Genomic DNA, 24,996 nt, shown 5'->3' on the forward strand with positions numbered 1-24,996 from the left:
CCTTCGGCCCTTCCGCCGCATTGTCAACACGATGCGGTTGAAGATCGCCCCCCGTCGGGTTCCGGGGGCTAACGCGGGAGTCGAACGTGAAAAGATTGGACGTCATTGATGGCATGCGAGGCTACTTCCTCGTCTTTATGCTGATCAACCACATGGTGTTTGCCGGCGGCCTCTGGCTCGTCGAAATCAACCACCGCAACCTCGCCTTTGTCGAGGACGCCCAGGGATTTGTCTTCCTGTCCGGCCTGCTGACTGGCATGGTCTATGCCCGAAAGATGATGAAGGATGGCTATCACGTCGGCCGTGACCGGATCTGGTCGCGGGCGCTGGAGCTTTACCGTTACGCGATGGGCGTGGTGCTCGTCATCCTCGTGCTGCAGCTTCTACTACCGGGTGCGGTCCAGGCCTGGCAGAACTGGCTGGGAACTGTGAGCCTAAAGGATCCGACATCCTTGGCACCGGTTGCCGCCTTTCTCGTGCAGCCGACTTTCATGGATATCCTGCCGCAATACATCGCCTATATGGTCTTTGCGCCCATCGTCATCTGGTTCTGCTTGCGCGGCCAGTGGCTGGGCGTCGCGATCGCCTCCCTGCTCGTCTGGCTTGCCGCCCAGCTCGGCCTGCAGCGCATCGTGACCTATCCGCTGAATGCCTGGCTCGCCGGGGCTCCGGATCAGGAAGGTTTGCGCGTCAGCTTCAACCTGATGGGCTGGCAGATCGTTTTCTTTGCCGGCATTATCGCGGGCACCCTCACGTCGATGGGCAAGATCGAATGGCAGAAGGTCTTCGACCCCAGGCGCACCACGCTTGCCTGGACCGCACTTGCCGTCACCATCTTCTTCCTGCCGCTGCGCATCACCACTGCCCATGGCCTGATGCCGGGCTTCGTGCTGGAAAAGTTCGGCCTGATGGAAGTGCGCGCCGATTTCGGTCCAGTCTACCTGATCAACTTCGCCGCCGTCGCCTATGGCATAGCCTGGATCCTGATCGCCGGCCCGCGTCATCACAGCCCGCTGATCCAGAAGTTGGCATCAGGCCTCACCAGCCTGTTCACGCTCAACTTCCTGCAGCTGCTCGGCCGCCACTCCTTGCAGATCTATGTCTGGCACGTGTTGATCGTCTACATGGTCTATTATATCGACGGAAACACGCCGGAACTGTCGCAGCTGACCAAGACGGCGATTACCGCCGCAGCCCTCGGCGCACTCGCTTTGCCGGCGCTCTGGCGGGATCGCGAACGCCTCTTTGCCGGCACGCCGATCCTTGGCCCCTGGGTCAAGACGCCGGCCTGACGGGCAAGTCTTCAGAGGCGGGACCGAGTGTCCCGCCTTTCTTTTTATAGGCTGATGATCACTCGCGGATGAACCAAACTTGATGACGCCCGGCCTTTCGATCCGGAGCTTCGGGCCCAAATCAGCATTGAACCCCGTGTTGAAGAAATCGAGGAGATCGCGATGAACCACCTGCCCCTTCTGCTCGCCGGCACCATCTTGTCCGCAACCGTCGTCGCCCTGCCCGCGAATGCCCAGCAGGCAGGCGCACCGGCCGAGACTCAGGCCCCCAACGCCCCCGACCAGCAGCCGGCATTTCAGGGACAGACCCGCGCGCCGCAACCGGCCCAACCCGCCGACATCGAGACGGAAGTGGTGGCAGACGATCTGCCCCATCTCTGGTCGATGGAATTCCTCCCCGACGGCCGCATGCTGGTGACCGCAAAGGCCGGCGCCATGCACATTATCGGCAAGGACGGCAAGGCTGGCCCCGAAATCTCCGGGGTCCCCAAGGTATTGGCCAATGGCCAGGGCGGCCTGCTCGACGTGGCGCTTGCTCCGGACTATGAAACCTCGGGCAGGATCTTCTTCTCCTTCTCCGAACCCCGCGACGACGGCAACGGCACCTCGGTCGCTTCGGCCCATCTCGTCCCCGACGACCAGGGCGGCGGCGCTCTTGAGGACGTCGACGTCATCTTCCGCCAGATGCCGAGTTACGACGGCAACAAGCATTTCGGCTCCCGCCTCGCTTTCGGCCCAGAAGGCGAGCTCTACGTTACGGTTGGCGAACGGTCGGACCGCGAGCCCCGCGTCCAGGCCCAGGACCTGCAAAGCGGCCTCGGCAAGATCTTCCGCATCACCCAGACCGGTGAAGCCTTTGCCGGCAATCCCTTTGTCGGTGAGGACAAGGCGCAACCGGAAATCTGGTCGCTGGGCCACCGCAACCTGCAATCCGCCACGATCGACGGCCAGGGCCGCCTTTGGACGGTCGAGCATGGCCCGAGGGGCGGCGACGAGCTGAACCTGCCTCAGGCCGGCAAGAACTATGGCTGGCCGGAAGTCACCTACGGCGTGGAATACAGCGGCGCAAAGGTCGGCGATGGCGTGACCCAGATGGCCGATACCGAGCAGCCCGTCTACTATTGGGATCCCGTCATCGCCCCCTCGGGCATGACTTATTACGACGCCGACGCCATCCCCGAATGGAAAGGCGCATTTTTGGTCGGCGGCCTCGTCAGCCAGGGCGTGGTCGTCCTGCACATGGAAAACGACCGCGTGAAGCACGAGGAGCGAATAGACCTCGACGCCCGCATCCGCGACGTCAAGGTCGGCCCTGACGGCGCCGTCTACGCCGTCACCGAACAGCGCGGCGGCGGCAAGTCCACGATCGTCAAGCTGACCAAGGCTTGAGCCACGGTTCCGCCTCTGGTCGCTGCAATCAGGGGCGGAACGCCACCGGGTGATCGACGAGGGCGCGGTCGACCGTCACCAGGCTCAGGCCTTCGACGTGACATTGCGCGAGCAGAAGCCGGTCGAACGGATCGCGGGTGGGCGGCGCCGGGTCGAGCGTATGCAGGACGTGCGCAACGTCTATTCCCAAAATCTCCAACCTGCCCAATTTCAAGTTTGCCGGGATATCCGAAAGCCGCATGCCCGTATCCAACTTCCCAAGCCTGCTTTTGATGGCAATTTCCCAGAGAGTGGCCACACTGACGAAGCCAGTTACACCGCCAACCGAGAAATGCCTGCTGATATGCCGGAATTGCTGATCGAAATTCCGCCTCAGAAGGGCGAGCACGATATGAGTATCGAGCAGCAGGCGCGGCACTAGGGAAGCGGCCTCAGGAGAAAATCTTCAGGAAGCGGATCATCGAAATCATCAGCAATATACGGGACTGCATTCTCGACACCGATTGACCGAAGGTGAGCCTGCATAGCCTCCCAATCGATGCCACCTTTCTTCGGCTTCGTCTCTTCCCCGCCTGCCCCCGCATGCGGCACCAGATCCAGCACCGGCTTGCCATCCCGCGTCACGGTCACGACTTCACCCTGCTCAACCGCCCGGGCGAGCGCGTCCAGATCGCGTGTGGCTTCCTGCAGGCTGACCGTCTTCATGCAACCGAGAATACCACAGGCCCTCGCCCCCCTCAACAAGGCCGAAAACGCCGAAAGGGCCCGCCTTGCGACGAGCCCTTCCAAAAAACCGATAAACGTGACGCTTACTTCAGCGAAGCGCAGAAGCGCTGGATGCGGCTGCAGGCCTCTTCCAGCTTGGCATTCGAGGTCGCGTAGGACACGCGGAAGTTCGGGCCGAGGCCGAAGGACGAGCCGTGCACGGTGGCGACACCTTCGGTCGCCAGCAACTCCATGACGAAGTCTTCGTCATTGGCGATGACCTTGCCCGATGGCGCGGTCTTTCCGATGAGGGCAGCGCAGGACGGATAAACGTAGAAGGCGCCTTCCGGCTTCGGGCAAACGATGCCGGAAGCCTGGTTCAGCATCGAGACGACGAGGTCGCGGCGCTCTTCGAAGGCCTTCTTCGATTCCGTGATGAAGTCCTGCGGACCATTGAGCGCCTCAACGGCGGCCCACTGGGCAACCGAGCAGGCGCCGGAGGTCTGCTGGCCCTGGATCATGTCCATCGCCTTGATCAGCGGCAGCGGACCGGCCGCATAGCCGATACGCCAGCCCGTCATCGCATAGGCCTTGGAGACGCCGTTCATGGTCAGCGTACGCTCATAGAGCTTCGGCTCGACCTGCGCCGGCGTGTAATAGACAAAGTCGCCGAAGACGAGATGTTCATACATGTCGTCGGTCAGAACCCAGACATGCGGATGCTTCAGCAACACGTCGGTCAGCGCCTTCAGCTCTTCCTTGCTATAGGCGGCACCCGACGGGTTGGACGGAGAGTTGAACATGAACCACTTGGTCTTCGGCGTGATCGCCTTGTCCAGCTGCTCGGCCGTCAGCTTAAAATTGTTCTCGATCGTCGTCTCGACGAAGACAGGCGTGCCGCCGCACAGCGCAATCATTTCCGGATAGGAAACCCAGAACGGCGCCGGGATGACGACTTCATCGCCCGGATTGATCGTCGCCATGAAGGCGTTGAACAGGATCTGCTTGCCGCCGGTACCGACGATCACCTGTTCGGGCTTGTAGTCGAGACCATTCTCGCGCTTAAACTTGTCGGCAATTGCCTTGCGAAGTTCCGGAATGCCGGCCACCGGCGTGTACTTCGTCTCCCCACGAGCGATGGCGGCAACGGCCGCGTCCTTGATGTTCTGCGGCGTATCGAAGTCGGGCTCGCCGACGGAAAGCGAGATGACGTCTTTTCCCTGCGCTTTGAGCTCCCGGGCCATCTGCGTGACAGCAATGGTCGCGGAAGGCTTGATACGGGAAAGGGCGTCGGCAAGGAAAGCCATGAGGGTGTGTCCTGAGCTGATTGAACATCGACCCCGGTCCTCGGGGCCTCAGGTCCAAGCTCTATGGCGAAAGAGCCCGGCCCTTTCAAGCGGAAAGCATCGCAGACGCGTGAAGAATCGCGTCACCATGGCAATCGCCCCGCCCGGCCCTTGCTGCGGTCACCCCACACCAATATGAGCACGAACCGGAATGGCCACAATTCCGTCTCGCTCCTGTCCAGAAGTGGGCGTTCCATCAGGCATCCGAGAGCAAGAGCGAGGATCCGCCATGCCCCTTCAAGACCTGGACGCCAGACCGCCATCCCGCGCCAGCCGTTTTCGCCTTCGCATGGGAATCGTTGCAGCCCTTTTAATTGGCACTGCCTCAGTCGGCATTGCCAATCCGCAGACGGTCCCGCGCGAGCCTGTAGCGGGCACCACACAGGAGACCGCGCACTCCGCCCCACTGCCTGCCAGCCGCGAGGTCACCTCAAGCATCAGCTTGATGACCACGCCAGCCCTCAACGCGCGGCACTCACCGGGAACCAGCTCGCTTCCAACGCCCGAGCGAAAGGTCCTGATCCTCCTGCTCGGTCTCTGTTTCGTCGTCATGGCTTTCGGGGGCTACGGGCTCTGGCGTCGCAGTGTCGAAGACTTGGTCCAGGCAAAGGTGCCAGGGCACAACCGTCCCGGAACCGGCAAAAGAAACACAAATTGATATCTATGTAGTTTCGTATATATAGTAGCTTCCAGTAACACTGGGAGGTATCTAATATGCATAGGATTGCGGTCTTGGGCGCCGGTCTTGGCGGCACCATCATGGCTTACGAACTGCGCGATCGTCTCGGCAAGGAAGCCGAGATCCACCTGATCAACAAGGGCGCGACCTATTCCTTCGTTCCCTCCAATCCCTGGGTGGCTGTCGGCTGGAGAGGGCGCGAAGAGATAGAGGTCGACCTACGCCCCGCCTGCGCCAAGCGCAACATCACGCTTCATCCGCAAGGCGCGCTTCGCCTGCAGGCATCTGAAGGCCGGATCGACATGCTCGACGGCTCCTCTCTTCCTTACGACTATCTGGTGATCGCAACCGGGCCCGAACTGGCCTTCGATGAAATCGAGGGGTTCGGGCCACACAGCCATACCCAGTCCGTCTGCCACATCGATCATGCGCTTGCAGCCAAGGAAGCGTTCGACAAGCTCGTTGCCAATCCCGGACCGGTCGTCATCGGCGCCGTCCAGGGCGCCTCTTGCTTCGGACCTGCCTATGAGTTTGCCTTCATTCTCGACAAGGCACTCCGCGATGCCAAGGTGCGCGACCGCGTGCCGATGACCTTCGTCACGTCAGAACCCTATATCGGTCATCTCGGCCTGGACGGAGTCGGCGATACCAAAGGCCTTCTCGAAAGCGCGCTTCGCTCCAAGCACATCAAATGGGTCACCAATGCCCGCGTGCAGAGGTTCGATGCGGACAAGGTGACGGCCGAGGAGATGAATGACGACGGCACGGTGAAGGTCACGCACGAGATCCTGAGCACCTATACGATGATGCTTCCCGCCTTCCGCGGCGTATCTGCCGTTCGCGACATCGAGGGTCTGACCAATCCGCGTGGCTTCATCCTCGCCGATAAGCACCAGCAGAACCCCACCTTTCCCAACATCTTTTCGGTCGGCGTCTGCGTCGCCATTCCACCGCTCGGCAAGACACCGGTCCCGGTCGGCGTGCCGAAGACCGGCTTCATGATCGAATCCATGGTGACGGCCACCGCCCACAACATCGCCGCCCTCATCCATGGTGAAAAACCCGATGCCCAAGGCAGCTGGAACGCCGTCTGCCTCGCCGATTTTGGCGATGGGGGCATCGCTTTCGTTGCCCAACCGCAATTGCCGCCGCGCAACGTCAACTGGTCGTCGCAGGGCAAATGGGTTCACGCAGCCAAGATCGGCTTTGAAAAATACTTCCTCTACAAGGTGAAGCTCGGCAAGTCGGAGCCGTTCTACGAGAAACTGGCTCTGCAGGCATTGGGCATCGACAAGCTGAAGGCCGTCACTTTCGATACCTGACAGCCTCAACCTGGTGCAAGTCCAGGCCGCGAACGTAGTCGCGCCTGCCCTGAGGGTGCCGCGACTACGATTTTGTATGGCTTACGCGAGAGCGCGCCGGATACGGCGCCCCGCCCAACCGCTTGAGCCGCTGAAATATACGTGATTATCAGCCTTTTTCGGTTGGAATCGAGTGCAGAAACGGATTTTCTGCTCGATGCGCTCGCGGACACGTCAATGCTGCACGCAAAATTTTCAACCGCAAAAATCCGTGATCGCATGCATATTTTTCGCGATCTGCATCGCAGGCGATGCAAATTTTCACGCGACGCCAAAATCGGTCTCTCCGGCGGGGCCACTTTCGGCTGCGGGCACTGAGAATGCAGGGATCTCGCACCTGGAACTGGAAAAACTTTCGCTTGCCAATTAACCACAAACCAAGCACTCTTCCGCTGTTCGGGCAAATTTGCGAGCATGGGAAGACCTATAAACAGATGCGCGCCGGGGACGCTATAACAACCCCGGGCGGGCAACATTGGGACGTGTAGCAACGTGCTGGTATTGTCTGCGGTAACAAGGCCCCTTTCCTCACATTTCGACAAATGCCTGTCGCGCACCCGCAAGCGGGTAACATTGTAATGCTGCCCCGCCGAATATGGGCAGAGAGAAAAGGACCTGACGCATGGCCGAGACTGGCACTGTAAAATTTTTCAACACCGACAAGGGCTTTGGCTTCATCAAGCCCGACAATGGCGGTGCGGACATCTTCGTTCACATCTCCGCCGTACAGGCTTCGGGCCTTTCGGGACTGACCGAGAACCAGAAGGTCAGCTTCGATACGGAACCCGATCGCCGTGGCAAAGGCCCCAAGGCCGTAAACCTGCAGATCTCCGGCTGATTTCAAACAGCCGGCTTTGTCTACAAATTACGGCCCGGCATCCATGCCGGGTTTTTTCATTCAGCTTGCGTTCAGCCGAGCGGGTCTAGGCTTCTTCCATAGCGTGATGCTTCAAACAGCACCGCCCTTTTCGAGGAAACGAAGCCATGATGAAATTCGCGCAAAATGCATTCCTTGCGGCCGCAGTCACCCTGGTGCCCATGGCGGCAGCGACCCAGGCCGAAGCCGGCGACCGCTACTATCGCCATCACCGCCACAATGATGCCCTGGCGCTCGGCGCGCTTGGTCTGGCGACCGGCGTAATCGTGGGCTCCGTTCTGGCAAGCCCTCCGCCGCAACGCCGAGTTTATGTCGACCAAGGCCCGGTCTCCGTCTACGACGACCAGGATTACTACGTCGACGATTATCCGCCGCCGCCGCCGCAGCGTCGCCCGGTCTATCGCCCGCAGCCGGTCTACCAGTCCTATGCTATCGAACCCTGGACCGGCGCATGGCACCAGTATTGCTCGCAGCGTTATCGCAGCTTCAATCCGCGGACCGGCACCTATATCGGCTATGATGGCCAGTCGCATTTCTGCACAGCCGGCTGATCAATCCAGCGAACATACGAAAAGCCCCTTGCGGGGCTTTTCTGCGTTATGGGGCTCAGAGATCAGTCAATGCGCGACTGGTCAGAGGCCCTGGATGAACGGATTGCTGCGACGCTCGTCGCCGATGCGGCTTCCCGGCCCATGGCCGCAGATGAAGCCGACATCGTCACCCAGCGGCAGCACCTTCTCGCGAATGGATGTCATCAGAGTTTCGTGGCTGCCGCCCGGCAAGTCGGTACGACCGACGGAGCCGTTGAACAGGACGTCGCCCAGATGCGCGAACTTCTGGCTCCGGTTGAAATAGATGACGTGACCCGGCGCATGGCCCGGGCAGTGATAGACCTCGAATTCGTGGGTACCGAACGAAACCCGGTCCCCGTCCTCCAGCCATTGGTCGGGGGTGACGCTGCGCAGCCCGGAAATGCCGTAGGTCGCAGCCTGCGTTTCGATACGCTGCAGAAGCGGCAAATCGTCCTTGTGCGGCCCGATGATGGTAAGCCCGGTCCGCTCCTTCAGCTCGGCTGCACCGCCCGCATGATCGAGATGACCATGAGTAAGCCAGATGGCCTTGAGATCGATCCGGTTCTCCGCGATCACCTCCAGGATGACATCGACGTCGCCGCCCGGGTCGACGATCACGCCCTCGCGCGTCTCGTCATCGAACAGGATCGTACAATTCTGCTGGAACGGAGTGACGGGGATGATACCCGCTTGAACCTGACCCATGACGCTGCCTTCCTTCTCATGTCGACGTCGAGCGACTTAGCATGCGCGATCTGCCAGCGGAATGGTTGTCATCATCGGCTAAGGCCGTAGACCTGGGCAACAGGGCTTGCCGGCAACATGGAGGCCTGGGCGACGAGAAAGCCGGCAACGACGATCTTCGTCGTGAAAACCAGAATGGCGAGCGGCTTAAGGCTCGGCGTGGACGTTTCGGCTTCAGCATGGCTGGGGCTGATCATGGTCTTATTCCTTCTCTCCGTCGGACAGTGTGCCCGACATCACTTGCCTGTGGCTGACGGTTCTTGTGCGGGCTTAACGACAGGCGGAGCCAGAGGTTTCCACGGAATAGTGAAACTGTGCGAAGATCGTAAAATTGTTGGAATTTTGCTACACTTGCGCATAGCTTTGCCGCCGAACGGCCAGAGCGCCGGCAATCACCTTCAGGCGAAGGCGGTCGGCAGCTGACCCACTGCATGGCCAAGGAAACGAAAACATGTCGACATCGGGACAAGGTTGATCAGACCGGTTGTTCGGCACGGAAAGGAATGACAGCGTGGTTCGACAGTCTGCGACAAAGACTGCCAAGAAGGTTCTCCCAGATCTCCCGGTGGTCGATGACAAGGCAATTGATTTCGAAACGATCGAAAGCCTCTTCTTCGCCTACCGCGACTTCGTCTCCGATCCGGATGCGATCCTCGCCAAGCTGGGTTACGGCCGCGCTCATCACCGCGTCGTCCACTTCGTCAGCCGCCGCCCAGGCATGACGGTCGCGGACCTCCTCGGCATCCTGCAGATTACCAAGCAGAGCCTCGCCCGTGTGCTGAAGGAGCTGATCGACAGCGGCTATATCCGCCAGATGGCCGGTCCCGCCGACCGCCGCCAGCGCCGTCTCTACCCGACACTCGCGGGTCGCGAATTGTCGCTCGCCCTGTCCGATCCACAATCCCGCCGCATCGCCCGGGCCATGGAGGGCATGAGCCTGGAAGAACGCGATACCGTGCGCCGCTTCCTGAAGGGCATGCAGCAGCAGACAGTCGACGTCGCGTTCGAAGAAGAAGGAGCCTGACAACGTGCTGAAGAAGATCGTTCTGACGGATGATGCGCCCCACCTTCTGGTCGTTGACGACGACACTCGTATTCGGGACCTTCTCCATCGCTTCCTGTCGGAAAAAGGGTTCCGCGTCTCGGTCGCGGCCGATGCGGCCGACGCCCGCCGCAAGCTCCAAGGTCTCAGCTTCGATCTCCTGGTACTCGACGTGATGATGCCGGGTGAAAGCGGGCTGTCGCTGACCCAGAGCCTGTCGGACGAAAAGAAGGTGCCGATCATCCTGCTCACTGCCCGCTCCGAAGCAGACAGCCGCATCGCCGGTCTCGAAGCGGGTGCGGATGATTACCTCGCCAAACCCTTCGATCCCCGAGAGCTCGTCCTGCGCATCAACAACATCCTCAAGCGCAATACCAATCCGGACGCGCCGAAAATCGAACAGATCATGTTCGGCCCGTACACCTTTTCCCTTCTGCGCAAGGAATTGCGCAAAGGCGCCGAGATCATCCGCCTGACCGACCGCGAGCAGGAAATCATGCTGCTATTTGCCGGCCGCGCCGGCGACACCATTCCCCGCCACGAGCTGGTGGGCAACGATGCCGAGGTTGGCGAGCGGACCATTGATGTTCAGATCAACCGGCTGCGCCGCAAGATCGAAGACGACCCCGCCAACCCGGTCTGGCTGCAGACGGTACGTGGCATCGGCTATCGCCTGAGCATGGACTGAGCGGGAACGGAACGGCGCCATCTGGCGTCGAGGAAGCAGAACACGATGACGCCATTCGAGCAGATCCGGCGGGACCACGACCGCAGCCCGGCCACGGGCCTCAAGGGCTTGCTCCGCTGGATGCGACACCGCCTGCCGACCGGGCTCTACGCTCGCTCGCTGCTGATCATCCTCCTGCCGATGCTGATCCTCCAGACCGTTGTCGCGTTCGTCTTCATGGAGCGTCACTGGCAATTGGTCACCGAACGTCTGTCTGCAGCGGTCACGAGGGACATCGCCGCCGTCATCGAATTGCTTGAGCGCTATCCGACACCGCAAGACTTCGACAAGATCGTCGATGTCGCCGCAGATGACCTCAACCTGATCGTCACGCTGGAGCCAGGCACGGAGCTCCCCTCCCCGCGCCCTCGTCCCTTCTTCTCCATCCTTGACCAGATCCTCTCCGACGAAATCGCCAGAACCGTGAGGCGGCCCTTCTGGATCGATACCGTCGGCGACAGCGACACAGTCGAAATCCGCATCGTGGTCGATCAGGGCACGCTGCGCATCTTTGCCAAACGCAGCGCTGCCTACGCCTCAAACACCCACATCTTTCTGGTCTGGATGGTCTCAACCGCGCTCGTCCTGATCGTCATATCAATCCTCTTCCTGCGTGGCCAAATCCGGCCAATCCTGGCGCTCGCCAATGCCGCGGAAAGTTTTGGCAAGGGCCAGAAAGCGCCGGAAGGGTTCTCTCCCCGTGGCGCAGACGAGGTACGCCGCGCAGGTCTCGCTTTCATCCTGATGCGCGAGCGCATCGAGCGGCAGATGGAGCAGCGCACCGCCATGCTCGCCGGCGTCAGCCACGACCTGCGCACGATCCTCACCCGCTTCAGGCTGCAGCTGGCACTCGCCGGCGACGGCCCCGAGCTGGAAAGCCTGAACCAGGACATCGATGACATGCAGAGCATGCTCGAAGGCTATCTCGATTTTGCCAAGGGCGAAGTGGAAGAGGATGTCGGCCGGCTAGACCTTGGCGAAGTCTTCGAGAAACTGAACGCGGATTTCAGCCTGCACGGCCGGACCCTCGAATGGTCGATGGAGGGCGAGCGCACCGTCTCCGTCCGCCCCAATGCCTTTACCCGCCTCGTCACCAACCTCGCCTCGAACGCGCGGCGCTACGCCCACACGCTGAGGATCGACGCGCGTCATACCGCAAAATGGCTGGTCATCTTCTTCGATGACGACGGCCCGGGCATCCCCCCGGAATCGCGCGATGACGTCTTCAAGCCGTTTTTCAGGCTCGACGAGGCGCGCAACCTCGACGCCTCCGGCACCGGCCTCGGCCTCGCCATTGCACGTGACATTGCCCGCAGCCATGGCGGCAACGTGACGCTCGACGAAAGCCCGCAGGGCGGATTACGCGCGATCCTGCGCGTTCCTGTCTGAGAGACTGATGTTTGGCGAAGAACGGTCGACCTGCGGCGAAGCCGGAAGTCTTCACATCAGCTTTCGTCCGTTCGGCACGCCCTGCTCGACCGAAGCCAGAACGATGGCACCGTTTGCATCCTCGAAGCCGAGGGTGAGCACTTCCGAGCGAAACGGCCCGATCTGACGCGGCGGAAAGTTGACCACACCGAGCACCTGCCGTCCGAGCAGGGTCTCAGGCGTATAGTGCACGGTAATCTGCGCCGAAGATTTCTTGATGCCGATGTCAGCGCCGAAGTCGATCTTCAGCTTGAACGCCGGCTTGCGCGCTTCCGGAAACGCCTCGACCTCGACGATCGTGCCGACGCGAATATCGACCTTCTCGAAATCGGCGAAGCTGATCTCCGACCTCTTGGCGTCGTCGCTCATTGCGCCAGTTCCTCGGCCCGCTTGCGGGCCGCCTCTATCGCGACGTCGAACAGCGGCTGCATGCCGTCATCCGCCATCAGAACGGACAAGGCAGCCGCCGTCGTTCCACCCGGGGACGTCACGTTCTGCCGAAGCTTGGACGCAGGGTCGGGGGACTGGTGCATCAATTCACCAGCCCCCGCGACCGTTTCCCGAGCGAGGCGCATGGCGAGGTCCGCCGGCAGGCCGGCTTTGCGGCCCGCCTCTGCCATGCACTCGACGAGATAAAACACATAGGCCGGACCGCTGCCCGAAAGCGCTGTCACGGCATTGATGGCCGCCTCGCTGTCGACCCATTCGACCGGACCGGAGACCTTCAAGAGACGATGGATGATGTCGCGCTTCGCATCGGTCACGGCCCCATTTGCATAGGCGCCGGTGACACCGCGCCCGATCATGGCCGGCGTGTTCGGCATCGCACGCACCATCCCAACGGAGCCGAGATGCGCCTCCATGGAGGCGATGGTCTTGCCGGCAGCGACCGATACCACAGTCGTTTCCGGCCCGACGAGACCCTTGAGGCCGGGCAGGACGGCGTCCATCGCCTGCGGCTTCACCGCAAGAAACAGGACATCGGCGACCAGCCCTTCGGGTGGAGCGACAGCGTGGCGCGCGCCGGCCTCGGCAATCAGCGCCTTCATCGCATCGGAGGGGCCGGGATCAAGCACGGTCACGGCAGAACCCGGAACGCCGTTCTTTAACCAGCCCGACAGCATGGCGCCGCCCATATTGCCGGCACCGATGAGGACGATTTGCCCGAAGACGGACTGATTCATGCTCAGGCTTCTCCGACGGTCTCGAACAGGACGGCATCCATGGCGCTTTTAGCGTCCAGGCCGGACCACACGACGAATTGGAAGGCCTGGTAATAGGCTTCGCAGGCGTCGACAGCGGAAGAGAGCAGAACCTCGACCTGGCGATTGGTCGGCTCAGCGCCACCGGCCAGCAACAACGACTGGCGGAAGATAACGACGTCCTCGTTGCGCCACAGGTCGAAGTGACCCATCAGCACCTGGCCGTTGACATAGGAAAGCAGCTTGATGACCTCGTTGAGCCTGTTCTCGGGGATCTTCAGGTCGAAGGCGGATGCGAGATGCAGCGCTTCGAACTCTTCCATCCAGGAGAAGGAGACGTGGTAATCGGCCCAGCGCCCTTCGACGGTCATTGCAATCTCGTCTTCGCCGGATCGTTCGAACGACCAGTCATTGGTCGCAGCGACAAACTCGATCATGTCGACCGGGTTTGACTGGCGTTCGACTTCGATTTCCATCAGGCTCATGCTTCACCTTCTTGACCGGAGTGAAAACGGGCAACCGGCAAAACGCCGGAGCACTCGAACACTAAGACCGGAACTAACTGAAAACGATTCCGAAGGACCCCAGGATAAAACACGCACCCTGTCCGAAACTTGTGTAGGCCCGTTTCGAATCATCATTTAAAATCAGTGTATAATCGCCTGATGCCAGCACCAGCCCCAAAGCGCCGATTTGGCCATCGACCCTGTGGATGGCGGTTCGGGAATCGCCTTTGCATCAGGTCATAAGCGACTCTGCCGATTGGCTTTTTCGCACCTGTCCACAAGGCGCAATTTTTTTCGCCTCGCGCCCTGACAATCGGGACGTCAAGCCGCTGAAAACGCAAAAAGACCCATAGTCACAACTATGGGTCCCGCAAATGGAGCCAGGAATGAAAAAGGAGGCGCTCCTGATGCCGGAAGCCGGCGGGAGGGCTGAACTATTTCGCCTGAGCCGAAAGCTGAGCTTCGAGGATCTCGATCCGCTTTTGCAGAAGCTCGTTTTCCTCGCGCGCCTTCAGCGCCATTTCACGCACAACATCGAATTCCTCGCGCTTGACCAGGTCCATGCTGTTCAGCCAGCGCTCGGCCTGGGCGTGGAAGGCCGTCTCGACTTCCTTGCGCACGCCTTGGGCAGCACCTGCGGCATCCGTCATCAGCTTGGCGAAATCATCAAAAAGGCGATTGGGTCCGGTCGACATGAAACTCTCCTCTCGAGCACGATGTGGGACCACGTTTTGTCCCCTTGAAGATCAGGTAGGACCACGAGCCCCCGCGTGCAAGACGTAGTCTGGACATAAAGGTGGTTGACGGTGTCGCGCTGCGTCCAGATTCCATCTTGACCACCTTATGTAGCAACGCCATTTTCGCCCAGCATCAACGAAAGCAATCCATTGTTGTCAGTCCTGGACCTTTTCGCCGTCGTGTCCTTCCCCGCGATCGATCCGATCGCCTTTTCGATTGGTCCCTTGGCGGTCCATTGGTATGGGCTGGCCTATGTCGCTGGCATCCTCATCGGCTGGCTCGTCGCCCGCGACCTGCTGCGCCGTCCAAACCTCTGGCACAACGGCACGCCACCGGCCACCGTCGAGCAGATCGACGACTTCATCCTCTGGGTCGCCATCGGCATCGTCGCCGGTGGTCGGATCGGCTATATCCTGTTTTACGATTTCGCCGCCGTCGCCGCCAATCCGGTGCGCGCCATCGAAGTCTGGAACGGTGGCATGTCCTTTCATGGCGGCTTCCTCGGTGCCACGCTCGCCATGGTCTTTTTCGCGCGCAAACATCTGGTGCCGCTCTGGAGCCTGTTCGATATCGTCGCCAGCGTTGCTCCGCTCGGCATCTTCTTTGGCCGCATTGCCAACTTCATCAATGGCGAACTCTGGGGTCGCCCGAGCGACGTGCCTTGGGCCATGGCCTTCCCGACCGGTGGGCCCTTCCCGCGTCATCCGAGCCCGCTCTATGAAGCCGCCCTAGAAGGGCTCCTGCTCTTCGTCATGCTGCAACTGCTTGCACGCGCCTTCGGTGCGCTGCGTCAGCCCGGGCGCATCACAGGCGTCTTTGTCACCCTCTATGCTGCGGCCCGCATTTTCGTCGAATTCTTTCGCGAGCCAGATGCCCAGATCGGCTATCTCTTCGGCGGCTGGCTGACCATGGGCATGGTGCTCTCAATCCCCATGGCCCTGGTTGGCCTGTGGATCCTGGCATGGTCCGGACGCGCGGCTCGCGCGCCGGTCAAGGAGGACTAAGCGATGTCGACACCGCTTGCCGATAAGATCAAGTCGCTGATCTCAGCCAATGGTCCGATCAGCGTGACCGACTACTTTGCCCTCTGCCTCGCCGACCCGGAACACGGCTACTACCGCACCCGCCATCCCTTCGGTCGCGCCGGCGATTTCGTCACGGCCCCGGAGGTCAGCCAGCTCTTCGGTGAAATGCTCGGCATCTTCATGATCAATGCGTGGCAGCGCCATGGCGAGCCGCTCGACGTGCGCCTGGTTGAAATCGGGCCCGGCCGCGGCACGATGATGGCCGACATGCTGCGCGTCATCTCGCGCGCCGCCCCCGGTCTCTACGAGACCGCGACCGTGCATCTGGTCGAGACCAGCGCACTCCTGAAACTCACCCAGATGGAAACCCTGTCGAGCCACGGGGATAAAGTCTCCTGGCACGAGAGCTTCGACGGTGTGCCGGATGGATTTACCCTCCTCGCCGCCAATGAGCTTTTCGACGCCATTCCCATCCGCCAGTTCGTCAACACCCCCTCCGGCTTCCGCGAACGCATGGTCGGCCTCGACGATCAAGGCGAGCTCTGCTTCACCCTTGGCGTCGCCACCCTTGATCCCGATCTTCTACCACAGACGACAACGCCGCCCCGGGACGGAGACATCTTTGAAGTCGCCCCTGCCCGCCAGTCGGTGATGCTGACCATCTGCGAGCGCCTGCGTCAGAGCCATGGCACCGCGCTGATCATCGACTACGGCCACATGGTGAGCGGCTTTGGTGATACGTTGCAGGCCGTCCGCGCCCATGAATATGACCCGCCGCTTGCCCATCCGGGCTTGGCCGATCTCACCAGCCATGTCGATTTCGAAAACCTCGCCCGCACCTCGCTTGCAGCGGGCGTGCATCTGAATGGCTGCATGCATCAGGGCGATTTTCTGGTTGGCCTCGGCATCGAGGAACGCGCTTCCGTTCTCGGCCGCGGCAAGGACGAAGCGACACAGAAAATCCTGGTCGACGCGGTCCACAGACTGGCCGGCGCCGGCAAGGGCTACATGGGCGAACTGTTCAAGGTCATGGCCGTATCCATGCCGGCTCTTCACCTCGCCCCCTTCAAAGTCAAGCATTGACACGGGCGCCCGCCATCGCCACCATCCCCCGACCCTGCCGGCTCGCTTGTAGTGAAAGCCGAACGAAATCAGGCATTTCGTAAGTGTTCTTCAGGAACCTCCGATTTGCCTAGCGCCCGAGACCGGACCATGACATCAGCCGAACAACCGCGCCCGATCACCGCAGCCAGTCTCGATGAAACACGGGAAGCCGGCATCCGTCACGGCTTCTTCACCCGCGAAGGCGGCGTGTCGGACGGCATTTATCGCGGCCTTAATGTCGGCCTCGGATCGCATGACGAACCGGCCCGCGTCGGGGAGAATCGCCGCCGTGTCGCTGCCTGGTTCGAGCTCGGCCCGGAGCGTCTGGCGACCGTCCACCAGATCCACTCGCCGGACGTGGTGGTGGTCTCGTCCAACTATGACGGCAGCCGGCCACAGGCGGACGCCCAGGTCACCGCTGAACCGGGGGTCATCCTCGGCGTGCTGACGGCAGACTGCGGCCCGATCCTCTTTGCCGATCCGGAAAACCGTGTGATCGGCGCGGCTCATGCCGGCTGGAAAGGCGCGCTCGGTGGCGTTCTGGAAAACACGATCGATGCCATGGTCGCACTGGGCGCCCGCAGGGAAAAGATTCGTGCCACGCTGGGCCCTTCGATCAGCGCGGCAAATTACGAAGTCGGACCGGAATTCGTCGAACGCTTCCTTGCCGAGGATCCGGCATTCGCCGCCTTCTTCACCCCAAGCGCCAAGGCTGGACACTCCATGTTCGACCTGCCGGGCTTGACCCTCATGCGGCTGACGCGCGCCGGCGTAACCGCAGACAGTCTCGGGCTTTGCACCTATGCATCGCCTGAGACGTTCTACTCCTATCGCCGAACCACCCATGCCGGGGAACCGGATTACGGGCGACAGATTTCGGCGATCGTGATGACGGAGAACTAATATGGCACTGCATTTCACCGAAAGCGAGTTCACTGCGCGCCGTGAGCGCCTGATCGCCCGCATGGCAGCCGACAAGCTCGATGCCCTCCTGCTGTTTGCCCAGGAGAGCATGTATTGGCTGACCGGCTACGACAGCTTCGGCTACTGCTTCTTTCAGACCCTGGTGGTCAAGGCCGATGGCAGCATGACCCTTCTCACCCGCTCGCCGGACCTCCGTCAGGCCAAGCACACCTCGACGATCGAAAACATCACCGTCTGGGTCGATCGCGTGAATGCCGACCCGACCGTCGACTTGCGCAATCTGTTGAGCGACCTCGACCTGCTCGGCGCCAAGATCGGCATCGAATACGACACCCATGGCATGACAGGCCGGGTCGCGCGCCTCCTCGACAACCAACTGACAAATTTCGCCGAGATCAGCGACGCCTCTTATCTGATCAGCGACCTTCGGCTCATAAAAAGCCAGGCCGAGATCGCCCGGGTCGTCGAGGCCGCCCGGCTCGCCGACGAGGCTTTCGATGCCGCATTGCCGCTGATCGGCCCGGATGCGGACGAATCCGCCATTCTGGCGGCTTTGCAATCAAGCATACTCGCGGGTGGCGGGGATTACGCGGCCAACGAATTCGTCATCGGCTCCGGCCCCGACGCCCTGCTCTGCCGCTACAAATCCGGCAGGCGCCGCCTGTCTGCCAACGACCAGTTGACCTTGGAATGGGCCGGTGTCTCGGCCCATTACCACGCACCGATGCTGCGCACGATCCTGATCGGCGATGTCACCGCGCGCCACCGCGAGCTTTACGCCGCGGCCGTCGAGGGCATGAAAGCCATCGAGCAGGTTCTGCGCCCCGGCCATGCATTCGGCGACCTCTTCGATGCTCATGCCCGCACGATGGACGATCGCGGCCTGACACGCCACCGCTTCAACGCCTGCGGCTACTCGGTCGGCGCCCGTTTCTCCCCCTCCTGGATGGAGCATCAGATGTTCCACGCCGGCAACACCCAGGAAATCCAGCCCGACATGACGCTCTTCGTCCATGTGATCATCATGGATAGCGACCGCGAGGCCGCCATGACGCTTGGCCAGACCTACCTCACCACCGAGACCGCGCCCCGTGCACTCTCGCGCCATCCTCTTGACCTGATCGCAGTCTGAGAAGGACTTTTCCAATCTGTTCAGGGAATTGACAGAAGAAGCATGCTAGACACATAAATTGTGACAGGAGGCGAAGGGGAAGGACCTGCCCTTGAGACATTCAGCGAGTTCGACCGCGCGCCGTGCCGCCATGCTCCTCCCCCTGTTGCTGCTCTCGGCCTGCAACAGCACGGAAGTGCTCACCCCCCGCGCCGATGTCGGCAACGGCACACAGCCGGCCAGCTACGGCGAAGCCTCGCCTGTGGCAGCCGCCGGCGTGCAGTCGGTCCAGAGCGCCCCGCTCGATCAGCCTGGCAGCAACTATTCTACCGCCCCGAGAGGGCCGCAGAACACGCTCGAAGCGCAGGCCGCCGCATTGGCGCAAGGCGGCGTGAACCCGGTCGCCTCGCCGCCGCTGGACAGTGGCCAGTCTCAGGAATTCCCGGCCGCACCGCAGGCTGCCGCCACGACACGCGCTGCCGGCAGTACCCAGCAACAGCAGCAACCGGCCGTCCAATCAGCCTCGACCGGCCAAGCCAGCGCCGGCACAGTCCGCTTCCTGCCGATCATCGGCGCCCCCGTTCAGGCCGTCACGCCGCTCTCGCGGCAACTCGGCGCCGAGGCCCGCGCCCGTGGCCTCACCATCAAAAGCGCCAACGACGCCACGAGCGAACATATCCTCAAGGGATATTTCTCTGCATTCAGCGATGGTGGCAATGTCACAGTCACCTATGTCTGGGACGTGCTGGACGCCAATGGCGGACGCCTCCACCGCATCCAGGGCCAGGAGGTCGTACCATCGGCCGCGAAGGATCCCTGGGCCGCCGTGCCGGCCTCCGTCATGCAGCAGATCGCCACGAAGAGCATGGCGGAATACGTTGCCTGGAAAAATGGAAGGTCCGGCTGAGCACTGCCGAACCACAACTCAAAGTCCTGCTAAACGATTCAATTTCCGATGATTAACCGAAAATAGGGGTGATCCCGTCCAAGGCACTTGCATTCAAGGGTGAGGACGGTAAAAAGCGCCCATCTCAGCATGGTAACAGGCGGGCCAAGATGAAGGTTTTCGCAGGTAATTCGAACCGGCAACTGGCCGAAGCGATCTGCTCCTATCTCAACGTACCACTCGGCAAGGCCAGCGTCCGCCGTTTCGCAGACCAGGAAATCTTCGTCGAAATTCAGGAAAACGTCCGCGGTGAGGACGTCTTCGTCGTCCAATCGACGTCGTTTCCGACGAACGACCACCTGATGGAACTGCTGATCATGATCGACGCTTTCCGTCGATCCTCGGCACGCCGCATCACGGCGGTCCTTCCGTATTTCGGCTATGCCCGCCAGGACCGCAAACCCGGTCCGCGCACGCCGATTTCGGCCAAGCTTGTCGCCAACCTGATCACCGAGGCCGGTGCAGACCGCGTATTGACGCTCGACCTGCATGCCGGCCAGATCCAGGGCTTCTTCGACATTCCGACCGACAATCTCTATGCCGTGCCGCTTCTCGCCCGCGACATCAAGGAACACTACGACCGGAACAACGTCATGGTCGTCTCGCCTGACGTCGGCGGCGTGGTGCGTGCCCGTTCGCTCGCGAAACGGCTCGACTGTCTGCTCGCCATCGTCGACAAGCGCCGCGACCGTCCCGGCGAATCCGAAGTCATGAACGTCATCGGCGACGTCTCGGGCAAGGACTGCATCCTGATCGACGACATCGTGGATTCCGGCGGCACACTCTGCAATGCCGCTGAAGCCCTGCTGAAGCACGGCGCCACCAGTGTCACAGCCTATATCACCCATGGCGTTCTCTCGGGCGGTGCCGTAACCCGTGTCACATCGTCGAAGCTGCGCGAGCTTGTCATCACCGACTCGATCCAGCCGACCACGGCGGTGCTCTCCGCGCACAATATTCGCGTCCTCTCCACGTCGACCTTGCTCGGCGAAGCGATCAACCGGACGAGCGCGGAAGAGTCGGTTTCGAGCCTGTTCGACTAAGGTTCGGAGCCGCCGGCCCGTTTTAATAATGTTCGAAGAAACTTTGGAATCCGTGTGATAATGCCGTTTGCTGCCGGCTGATACTTCTTGTATCTTCCGGGCCGTGGAAAACTGCTTAGGTTTTCCTGCCCTCCAGTATGACGCATTATTTCATGTCTTTGTCGGTCGACACCCTACTTGCAAGCCCTCACCTCCACGCGGCGATCAGGGCTCAGTCCGCAGCCTTGCTCGCAGTCCATGAGGAGGCGCCCCGGCTCGCCTCCGTCTTCGGCACGCAGCAGCGCTGGTTGCTGGGGCATCTCGCCATGGCTCTCTATTTTAAAGAGGTGGCATCCGGGGCAAGTGTCCCCGCGATATTCCTTGCGCGCTTTTTCGAGCAGGTCCGTCAGTTCGAAATCTCGAGCGTCAACACCGCAGATGCCTTCATGAAGGAAATGCTCGTCTACGGCATGGCCGTCCAGACGAATTCCGACGACAAGCGCAATCGGCCGGTCGCCCCCTCGCCGCCCACGATCGCGGGCGTCTACCGCTGGACATGGATCCACCTGCGCAGCCTGGACGCGATCGACGACGGCAACCGGTTGAGCACCTTCGAACAAGACGAAAGCCTGCTGGCCCGCCTCCACCCCTCCATTACCGCCCGCTTCATGGTGAGCCCGGCCATCCGCACCCCACCTCAGACCTGGTCTCTGTTCACCTGGCTGAACAATGGCGGCATTGTTATGGACTGGCTGCTGGCCGGCATCGATCCTGCCGACCCCTCCGTCGAGCGGGTGCGCACGCAGGTCCGCTCGGTTCCCCAGATGGCGGAATACTTCCGCCTCTCTCGCACCCACCTGAACCGCAAGCTGCGCGAGGCCGAAGCGCTGGGCAGCATCGGCTGGGAGGGGGCAAGGGGTCGCTCGGTGATGTGGGTATCCCGCCAGTTCCGCGAGGAATATGCCAGCTCCCAGGCCGCTAAGCTCGCCATCATCGACGAGGCCTGCGAAGAAATCGGCCTACGCTGATCCGGTCCCCTTGCCTCACGCACCCGGCAGCGGACAGGCCACGCCGCCACCGAACAAGCGCGACCGCGTTAGGAACCGCCGCTCCCGCCCATTGTCGAGCGAAAACATCCCGCCCCTGCCCGGCACTACGTCGATGATCAGTTGCGTATGCGCCCAGACGGCATACTGGCTGCCGCTGATATAGAACGGCACGCCGCCGATCTCCCCGAGCTTCACATCCGTCTCCCCCACCCGGTAGTCGCTCGCCGGATAACACATCGGCGAAGACCCGTCGCAGCATCCGCCGGACTGATGGAAGAGTATCTCGGGGTGATCCCGTTTGATTTCGGCGAGAAACGCGAGTGCGGCTTCGGTCGCGATGACGCGGGGTTCCGCGGTGTCTGTATTCATCAAGCTTCCTCCAGCAGGCCCGCTAAATCTGTCGAGGTTCGTGGCTGGAGGAGGCGAAAACGGTCATGTTCGAGAACCGGAGCGGAGCGTACTTGACGTACGTGAGCACCGGAAGCGCAGGACATGAGCGTTTGCAGCCCCTCCAGACACGAAGATCGGCGGATTTAGAAGAAGCCGAGCGCCTTCGGGCTGTAGCTAACCAGCATGTTCTTCGTCTGCTGGTAATGGTCGAGCATCATCTTGTGCGTTTCGCGACCGATGCCCGACTGCTTGTAACCGCCGAAAGCCGCATGGGCCGGATAGGCGTGGTAGCAATTCGTCCAAACGCGCCCGGCCTGGATATTGCGGCCGAAGTTGTAGCAGGTATTGGCATCGCGGCTCCACACGCCGGCACCCAGGCCATAAAGCGTGTCATTGGCGATTTCCAGCGCTTCCGCCTCGTTCTTGAAGGTCGTGACAGAAACGACCGGCCCAAAGATCTCCTCCTGGAATACCCGCATCTTGTTATGCCCCCGGAACACCGTCGGCTTAACATAATAGCCGCCGGCCAGATCGCCCGAGAGCATGTTGCGCTCGCCGCCGATCAGCACCTCGGCACCTTCCTGGCGACCGATATCCATGTAGGACAGAATCTTTTCCAGCTGCTCGGAGGAGGCCTGCGCGCCGATCATGGTCGTCATGTCGAGCGGGTCACCCTGCTTGATCGCGGCAACACGCTTCAGCGCCTTTTCCATGAAGCGGTCGTAGATCTTCTCATGCACCAGCGCGCGGCTCGGGCAGGTGCAGACTTCGCCCTGGTTGAGCGCGAACATCGCAAACCCCTCGAGCGCCTTGTCCAGATAATCATCGTCCTCTCGCATGACATCTTCAAAGAAGATGTTCGGCGACTTGCCACCCAGTTCCAGCGTTACCGGGATCAAGTTCTGGCTGGCATATTGCATGATCAGCCGACCAGTCGACGTCTCGCCGGTAAAGGCAATCTTGGCGATACGCGGGCTGGTGGCCAGCGGCTTGCCGGCTTCGAGGCCAAACCCGTTGACGATGTTGAGCACGCCCGCCGGAAGAAGGTCTGCGATCAGCTCTGCGAGAACCAGGATCGAGGCTGGTGTCTGTTCGGCTGGCTTCAGCACCACGCAATTGCCGGCGGCCAGTGCTGGCGCCACCTTCCAGGCGGCCATCAGGATCGGGAAATTCCACGGAATGATCTGGCCGACGACGCCGAGCGGCTCGTGGAAGTGATAGGCGATCGTGTCGTGGTCGACTTCGCCAATCGAGCCTTCCTGGGCACGAATGCAGGCGGCGAAATAACGGAAGTGGTCGATGGCGAGCGGAATGTCGGCCGCCATGGTCTCGCGCAGCGGCTTGCCGTTGTCCCAGGTTTCAGCCCGCGCCAGGAGTTCGAGATTGTCCTCCATGCGCTGCGCAACCTTCATCAGGATGTTCGAGCGCTCGGTGGTCGAGGTGCGGCCCCACTTGTCCTTGGCGGCATGGGCGGCATCGAGAGCAAGATTGATGTCATGCTCATCGGAACGTGCCACGTCGCATAGCTTGCCGCCGGTAACGGGCGTGGTGTTCTCGAAATAGCGACCATTGACCGGCTCGCGCCATTGGCCGCCGATGAAATTGCCATATCTCAGCTTGTATGGCGATGCGGCAATCGTCTGGACCTGAATGTTCATGGCATTATCCTCCCTTTAGGACAGGAACCCCTCCTCGGGTTCCAATGGGAAGATGATCATCCGCTTCTGCTGCCATGAGAAGCCGCCCGAAACCGTACTGCATTGCACTGTGTTTCAGGAATGCGACAGTGCCGGCAGGCCTATTGGATCTGAAATCGCTTCAGCTTGCGATGCAAGGTCGCGCGGCTGATGCCCAGCATCTGCGCGGCGAGCGAGACATTGCCCTGCGCCCGCGACAGCACCCGGCGGATGGCTGCCCGCTCCGCATCCTCCAGATCGCCGCTCGGCTCCCCGCGCGTTTCGCGAAGCGCATCCGCTGCCGGCAGGCCTTGTGCAATCATCTGGTCGTCGATCTTGAGTGCCACCCGGGCTGCCCTGGTGGCACCGAGAATGATATCGTCGCCATCGACTGCAACCAGAGCGGCAATCGTGTTCACCTGTGGCACGACGACAATGCGCGCACCGGCATAGGCGCTTCGGAACAGATTGCATTCGACGCGTGCGGCCGCATCCCGAACAGCCTGCGAAAGGACAGCGAGCGTCATATCATTGACATCGTTGCGGCATGTGGAAACGTCCAGCGCCGCCGTCACCCGGCCGAGATGGTCGCGGATTGGCGCCGTGGCGCAGGAGAGCCCGATATTGGCACTCATGAAATGTTGGTCGCGGTGGATGATGACGGCCCGCTCGTCGGCAAGCGCCGTACCGATCCCATTGGTGCCGGCGCTCGCCTCGCTCCAGACATTCTGCTGCCAGAGCCCGAGCCGGTGAAAATCGGAATCGTCGCCGGGCGCCCCACGCCGGTCCACAACGATGCCCTCGGCATCGGCAAGCACGATGCAGCAGCCCGAACGGCCAATCATCTGGTACAGCCGGTCGACCTCATCGGTCGCATTGCCGATCAGCCGTTCCATCTTCTGTCGAGCTTCTCGAAAGCGGGCCTCTTCGACCTGCACCGGCTTGGCGCCGGCCTCCGGCTGAAGGCGATAGAGATTGAGGCAGCGGCTCCACGAGGCGGCAACCGGCGACATCACGGCGGCAGACGCCTGGCGTGCCGTCGAATAGACCAGGTCCGAATGGCTGAGTTCCTGCGGCATCGGCTCCTCCCAAAGCGCGTCGCGTAAGTATGCGCCTTCCGCACGCGCATGCAATCCGTACA

28 protein-coding genes are annotated in these 24,996 nt (G+C 61.5%); 16 read left to right on the plus strand and 12 right to left on the minus strand.

The window, feature by feature from the left end:
* The first annotated feature begins 86 nt into the window (after nt 1–86).
* Nucleotides 87–1,292 carry an OpgC family protein gene (locus FJQ55_RS12490; protein ID WP_167507703.1) on the plus strand — a complete coding sequence of 402 codons (1,206 nt, stop codon included), beginning with the start codon at nt 87–89 and terminating at the stop codon, nt 1,290–1,292.
* A 162-nt stretch (nt 1,293–1,454) separates the two neighbouring features.
* A complete protein-coding gene (locus tag FJQ55_RS12495; RefSeq protein ID WP_140828314.1) occupies nt 1,455–2,681 on the plus strand; it encodes a PQQ-dependent sugar dehydrogenase in 1,227 nt (408 codons plus the stop codon).
* A 28-nt stretch (nt 2,682–2,709) separates the two neighbouring features.
* Here the strand turns inward: FJQ55_RS12495 and FJQ55_RS12500 are convergent, their stop codons facing one another.
* The 3 genes from FJQ55_RS12500 to FJQ55_RS12510 all read right to left on the minus strand — a co-directional run bounded on the left by FJQ55_RS12500 (nt 2,710) and on the right by FJQ55_RS12510 (nt 4,693).
* Nucleotides 2,710–3,099: a type II toxin-antitoxin system VapC family toxin gene (locus tag FJQ55_RS12500; RefSeq protein ID WP_140828316.1), complete on the minus strand. Its 390-nt coding sequence runs from the start codon at nt 3,097–3,099 to the stop codon at nt 2,710–2,712.
* Entirely contained in the window at nt 3,099–3,386 is a 288-nt protein-coding gene (locus FJQ55_RS12505; RefSeq protein ID WP_140828317.1) for a type II toxin-antitoxin system Phd/YefM family antitoxin, read from the minus strand. Before FJQ55_RS12505 ends, FJQ55_RS12500 begins: the two co-directional genes overlap by 1 nt.
* A gap of 104 nt (nt 3,387–3,490) precedes the next feature.
* Nucleotides 3,491–4,693, minus strand: a complete 1,203-nt coding sequence (locus FJQ55_RS12510; RefSeq protein WP_140828319.1) for a pyridoxal phosphate-dependent aminotransferase — start codon at nt 4,691–4,693, stop codon at nt 3,491–3,493.
* Nucleotides 4,694–5,446: 753 nt separating this feature from the next.
* Between FJQ55_RS12510 and FJQ55_RS12515 the strand changes: the two genes are divergently transcribed.
* The 4 genes from FJQ55_RS12515 (at nt 5,447) to FJQ55_RS12530 (ending at nt 8,200) form a co-directional block, all read left to right on the plus strand.
* Nucleotides 5,447–6,733, plus strand: coding sequence for an NAD(P)/FAD-dependent oxidoreductase (locus tag FJQ55_RS12515; RefSeq protein WP_140828320.1), 1,287 nt, complete (start codon nt 5,447–5,449; stop codon nt 6,731–6,733).
* A 141-nt stretch (nt 6,734–6,874) separates the two neighbouring features.
* Nucleotides 6,875–7,090 carry a hypothetical protein gene (locus FJQ55_RS12520; protein WP_140828322.1) on the plus strand — a complete coding sequence of 72 codons (216 nt, stop codon included), beginning with the start codon at nt 6,875–6,877 and terminating at the stop codon, nt 7,088–7,090.
* A 304-nt stretch (nt 7,091–7,394) separates the two neighbouring features.
* Entirely contained in the window at nt 7,395–7,610 is a 216-nt protein-coding gene (locus FJQ55_RS12525) for a cold-shock protein (RefSeq protein ID WP_006725577.1), read from the plus strand.
* A gap of 146 nt (nt 7,611–7,756) precedes the next feature.
* A complete protein-coding gene (locus FJQ55_RS12530; protein WP_140828323.1) occupies nt 7,757–8,200 on the plus strand; it encodes a BA14K family protein in 444 nt (147 codons plus the stop codon).
* 81 nt (nt 8,201–8,281) lie between these two features.
* On the opposite strand, the gene FJQ55_RS12535 is transcribed toward FJQ55_RS12530, so the two are convergent.
* Entirely contained in the window at nt 8,282–8,926 is a 645-nt protein-coding gene (locus FJQ55_RS12535) for an MBL fold metallo-hydrolase (RefSeq protein ID WP_140828324.1), read from the minus strand.
* 71 nt (nt 8,927–8,997) lie between these two features.
* On the minus strand, nt 8,998–9,162 hold the full coding sequence (locus FJQ55_RS23340; protein WP_161596980.1) for a hypothetical protein: 165 nt from the start codon (nt 9,160–9,162) through the stop codon (nt 8,998–9,000).
* A gap of 314 nt (nt 9,163–9,476) precedes the next feature.
* Between FJQ55_RS23340 and FJQ55_RS12540 the strand changes: the two genes are divergently transcribed.
* The 3 genes from FJQ55_RS12540 to FJQ55_RS12550 are packed head-to-tail and all read left to right on the plus strand — an operon-like array spanning nt 9,477 to nt 12,123.
* Nucleotides 9,477–9,989, plus strand: a complete 513-nt coding sequence (locus FJQ55_RS12540; protein WP_140828326.1) for a MarR family winged helix-turn-helix transcriptional regulator — start codon at nt 9,477–9,479, stop codon at nt 9,987–9,989.
* A gap of 4 nt (nt 9,990–9,993) precedes the next feature.
* The gene (locus tag FJQ55_RS12545; protein ID WP_140828327.1) at nt 9,994–10,695 is read left to right on the plus strand and encodes a response regulator; all 702 of its coding nucleotides are present in this window, start codon (nt 9,994–9,996) and stop codon (nt 10,693–10,695) included.
* Nucleotides 10,696–10,740: 45 nt separating this feature from the next.
* Nucleotides 10,741–12,123 (plus strand): ATP-binding protein, encoded by a 1,383-nt coding sequence (locus FJQ55_RS12550; RefSeq protein WP_140828328.1) that lies wholly within the window; start codon nt 10,741–10,743, stop codon nt 12,121–12,123.
* A 51-nt stretch (nt 12,124–12,174) separates the two neighbouring features.
* On the opposite strand, the gene FJQ55_RS12555 is transcribed toward FJQ55_RS12550, so the two are convergent.
* The 4 genes from FJQ55_RS12555 to FJQ55_RS12570 form a co-directional block, all read right to left on the minus strand.
* Nucleotides 12,175–12,531, minus strand: a complete 357-nt coding sequence (locus FJQ55_RS12555; protein ID WP_140828329.1) for a tRNA-binding protein — start codon at nt 12,529–12,531, stop codon at nt 12,175–12,177.
* Nucleotides 12,528–13,346 (minus strand): pyrroline-5-carboxylate reductase, encoded by an 819-nt coding sequence (proC, locus tag FJQ55_RS12560; RefSeq protein ID WP_140828331.1) that lies wholly within the window; start codon nt 13,344–13,346, stop codon nt 12,528–12,530. Before proC ends, FJQ55_RS12555 begins: the two co-directional genes overlap by 4 nt.
* 2 nt (nt 13,347–13,348) lie before the next feature.
* Nucleotides 13,349–13,849, minus strand: coding sequence for a type III secretion system chaperone family protein (locus FJQ55_RS12565; protein ID WP_062279263.1), 501 nt, complete (start codon nt 13,847–13,849; stop codon nt 13,349–13,351).
* 455 nt (nt 13,850–14,304) lie between these two features.
* On the minus strand, nt 14,305–14,565 hold the full coding sequence (locus FJQ55_RS12570; RefSeq protein ID WP_120276509.1) for an accessory factor UbiK family protein: 261 nt from the start codon (nt 14,563–14,565) through the stop codon (nt 14,305–14,307).
* 192 nt (nt 14,566–14,757) lie between these two features.
* On the opposite strand from FJQ55_RS12570, the gene lgt reads away from it, so the two are divergent.
* From lgt to FJQ55_RS12605, 7 genes are all read left to right on the plus strand, one after another.
* The gene (lgt, locus tag FJQ55_RS12575) at nt 14,758–15,612 is read left to right on the plus strand and encodes a prolipoprotein diacylglyceryl transferase (protein ID WP_140828332.1); all 855 of its coding nucleotides are present in this window, start codon (nt 14,758–14,760) and stop codon (nt 15,610–15,612) included.
* A gap of 3 nt (nt 15,613–15,615) precedes the next feature.
* Nucleotides 15,616–16,716: a class I SAM-dependent methyltransferase gene (locus tag FJQ55_RS12580; RefSeq protein ID WP_140828333.1), complete on the plus strand. Its 1,101-nt coding sequence runs from the start codon at nt 15,616–15,618 to the stop codon at nt 16,714–16,716.
* Between the two features lie 129 nt (nt 16,717–16,845).
* The gene (gene pgeF / locus FJQ55_RS12585) at nt 16,846–17,640 is read left to right on the plus strand and encodes a peptidoglycan editing factor PgeF (protein ID WP_140828334.1); all 795 of its coding nucleotides are present in this window, start codon (nt 16,846–16,848) and stop codon (nt 17,638–17,640) included.
* Nucleotide 17,641: 1 nt separating this feature from the next.
* Nucleotides 17,642–18,793 carry a M24 family metallopeptidase gene (locus FJQ55_RS12590; protein ID WP_140828335.1) on the plus strand — a complete coding sequence of 384 codons (1,152 nt, stop codon included), beginning with the start codon at nt 17,642–17,644 and terminating at the stop codon, nt 18,791–18,793.
* 130 nt (nt 18,794–18,923) lie between these two features.
* Entirely contained in the window at nt 18,924–19,679 is a 756-nt protein-coding gene (locus tag FJQ55_RS12595) for a hypothetical protein (RefSeq protein WP_140829277.1), read from the plus strand.
* Between the two features lie 149 nt (nt 19,680–19,828).
* Nucleotides 19,829–20,761: a ribose-phosphate pyrophosphokinase gene (locus FJQ55_RS12600; RefSeq protein ID WP_140828337.1), complete on the plus strand. Its 933-nt coding sequence runs from the start codon at nt 19,829–19,831 to the stop codon at nt 20,759–20,761.
* A gap of 152 nt (nt 20,762–20,913) precedes the next feature.
* A complete protein-coding gene (locus FJQ55_RS12605) occupies nt 20,914–21,768 on the plus strand; it encodes a hypothetical protein (protein WP_140828338.1) in 855 nt (284 codons plus the stop codon).
* A gap of 15 nt (nt 21,769–21,783) precedes the next feature.
* Here FJQ55_RS12605 and FJQ55_RS12610 read toward each other — a convergent pair whose 3' ends face one another.
* The 3 genes from FJQ55_RS12610 to FJQ55_RS12620 form a co-directional block, all read right to left on the minus strand.
* Nucleotides 21,784–22,158 (minus strand): DUF779 domain-containing protein, encoded by a 375-nt coding sequence (locus FJQ55_RS12610; protein WP_140828339.1) that lies wholly within the window; start codon nt 22,156–22,158, stop codon nt 21,784–21,786.
* A 164-nt stretch (nt 22,159–22,322) separates the two neighbouring features.
* Entirely contained in the window at nt 22,323–23,837 is a 1,515-nt protein-coding gene (gene adh, locus FJQ55_RS12615) for an aldehyde dehydrogenase (RefSeq protein WP_140828340.1), read from the minus strand.
* Between the two features lie 140 nt (nt 23,838–23,977).
* Nucleotides 23,978–24,934, minus strand: coding sequence for a helix-turn-helix domain-containing protein (locus tag FJQ55_RS12620; protein ID WP_140828341.1), 957 nt, complete (start codon nt 24,932–24,934; stop codon nt 23,978–23,980).
* Nucleotides 24,935–24,996 lie beyond the last annotated feature (62 nt).

This window comes from Rhizobium glycinendophyticum, assembly GCF_006443685.1.
Classification (GTDB): Bacteria; Pseudomonadota; Alphaproteobacteria; order Rhizobiales; family Rhizobiaceae; genus Allorhizobium; species Allorhizobium glycinendophyticum.

Coding starts and splice junctions, on each gene's coding strand:
- FJQ55_RS12495 (WP_140828314.1), top strand. CDS start 1,455: ATGAACCACCTGCCCCTTCTGCTCGCCGGCACCATCTTGTCCGCAACC.
- FJQ55_RS12505 (WP_140828317.1), bottom strand. CDS start 3,386: ATGAAGACGGTCAGCCTGCAGGAAGCCACACGCGATCTGGACGCGCTC.
- FJQ55_RS12510 (WP_140828319.1), bottom strand. CDS start 4,693: ATGGCTTTCCTTGCCGACGCCCTTTCCCGTATCAAGCCTTCCGCGACC.
- FJQ55_RS12515 (WP_140828320.1), top strand. CDS start 5,447: ATGCATAGGATTGCGGTCTTGGGCGCCGGTCTTGGCGGCACCATCATG.
- FJQ55_RS12525 (WP_006725577.1), top strand. CDS start 7,395: ATGGCCGAGACTGGCACTGTAAAATTTTTCAACACCGACAAGGGCTTT.
- FJQ55_RS12530 (WP_140828323.1), top strand. CDS start 7,757: ATGATGAAATTCGCGCAAAATGCATTCCTTGCGGCCGCAGTCACCCTG.
- FJQ55_RS12535 (WP_140828324.1), bottom strand. CDS start 8,926: ATGGGTCAGGTTCAAGCGGGTATCATCCCCGTCACTCCGTTCCAGCAG.
- FJQ55_RS23340 (WP_161596980.1), bottom strand. CDS start 9,162: ATGATCAGCCCCAGCCATGCTGAAGCCGAAACGTCCACGCCGAGCCTT.
- FJQ55_RS12550 (WP_140828328.1), top strand. CDS start 10,741: ATGACGCCATTCGAGCAGATCCGGCGGGACCACGACCGCAGCCCGGCC.
- FJQ55_RS12555 (WP_140828329.1), bottom strand. CDS start 12,531: ATGAGCGACGACGCCAAGAGGTCGGAGATCAGCTTCGCCGATTTCGAG.
- proC (WP_140828331.1), bottom strand. CDS start 13,346: ATGAATCAGTCCGTCTTCGGGCAAATCGTCCTCATCGGTGCCGGCAAT.
- FJQ55_RS12565 (WP_062279263.1), bottom strand. CDS start 13,849: ATGAGCCTGATGGAAATCGAAGTCGAACGCCAGTCAAACCCGGTCGAC.
- FJQ55_RS12570 (WP_120276509.1), bottom strand. CDS start 14,565: ATGTCGACCGGACCCAATCGCCTTTTTGATGATTTCGCCAAGCTGATG.
- FJQ55_RS12580 (WP_140828333.1), top strand. CDS start 15,616: ATGTCGACACCGCTTGCCGATAAGATCAAGTCGCTGATCTCAGCCAAT.
- pgeF (WP_140828334.1), top strand. CDS start 16,846: ATGACATCAGCCGAACAACCGCGCCCGATCACCGCAGCCAGTCTCGAT.
- FJQ55_RS12590 (WP_140828335.1), top strand. CDS start 17,642: ATGGCACTGCATTTCACCGAAAGCGAGTTCACTGCGCGCCGTGAGCGC.
- FJQ55_RS12595 (WP_140829277.1), top strand. CDS start 18,924: ATGCTCCTCCCCCTGTTGCTGCTCTCGGCCTGCAACAGCACGGAAGTG.
- FJQ55_RS12600 (WP_140828337.1), top strand. CDS start 19,829: ATGAAGGTTTTCGCAGGTAATTCGAACCGGCAACTGGCCGAAGCGATC.
- FJQ55_RS12605 (WP_140828338.1), top strand. CDS start 20,914: ATGTCTTTGTCGGTCGACACCCTACTTGCAAGCCCTCACCTCCACGCG.
- FJQ55_RS12610 (WP_140828339.1), bottom strand. CDS start 22,158: ATGAATACAGACACCGCGGAACCCCGCGTCATCGCGACCGAAGCCGCA.
- adh (WP_140828340.1), bottom strand. CDS start 23,837: ATGAACATTCAGGTCCAGACGATTGCCGCATCGCCATACAAGCTGAGA.
- FJQ55_RS12620 (WP_140828341.1), bottom strand. CDS start 24,934: ATGCCGCAGGAACTCAGCCATTCGGACCTGGTCTATTCGACGGCACGC.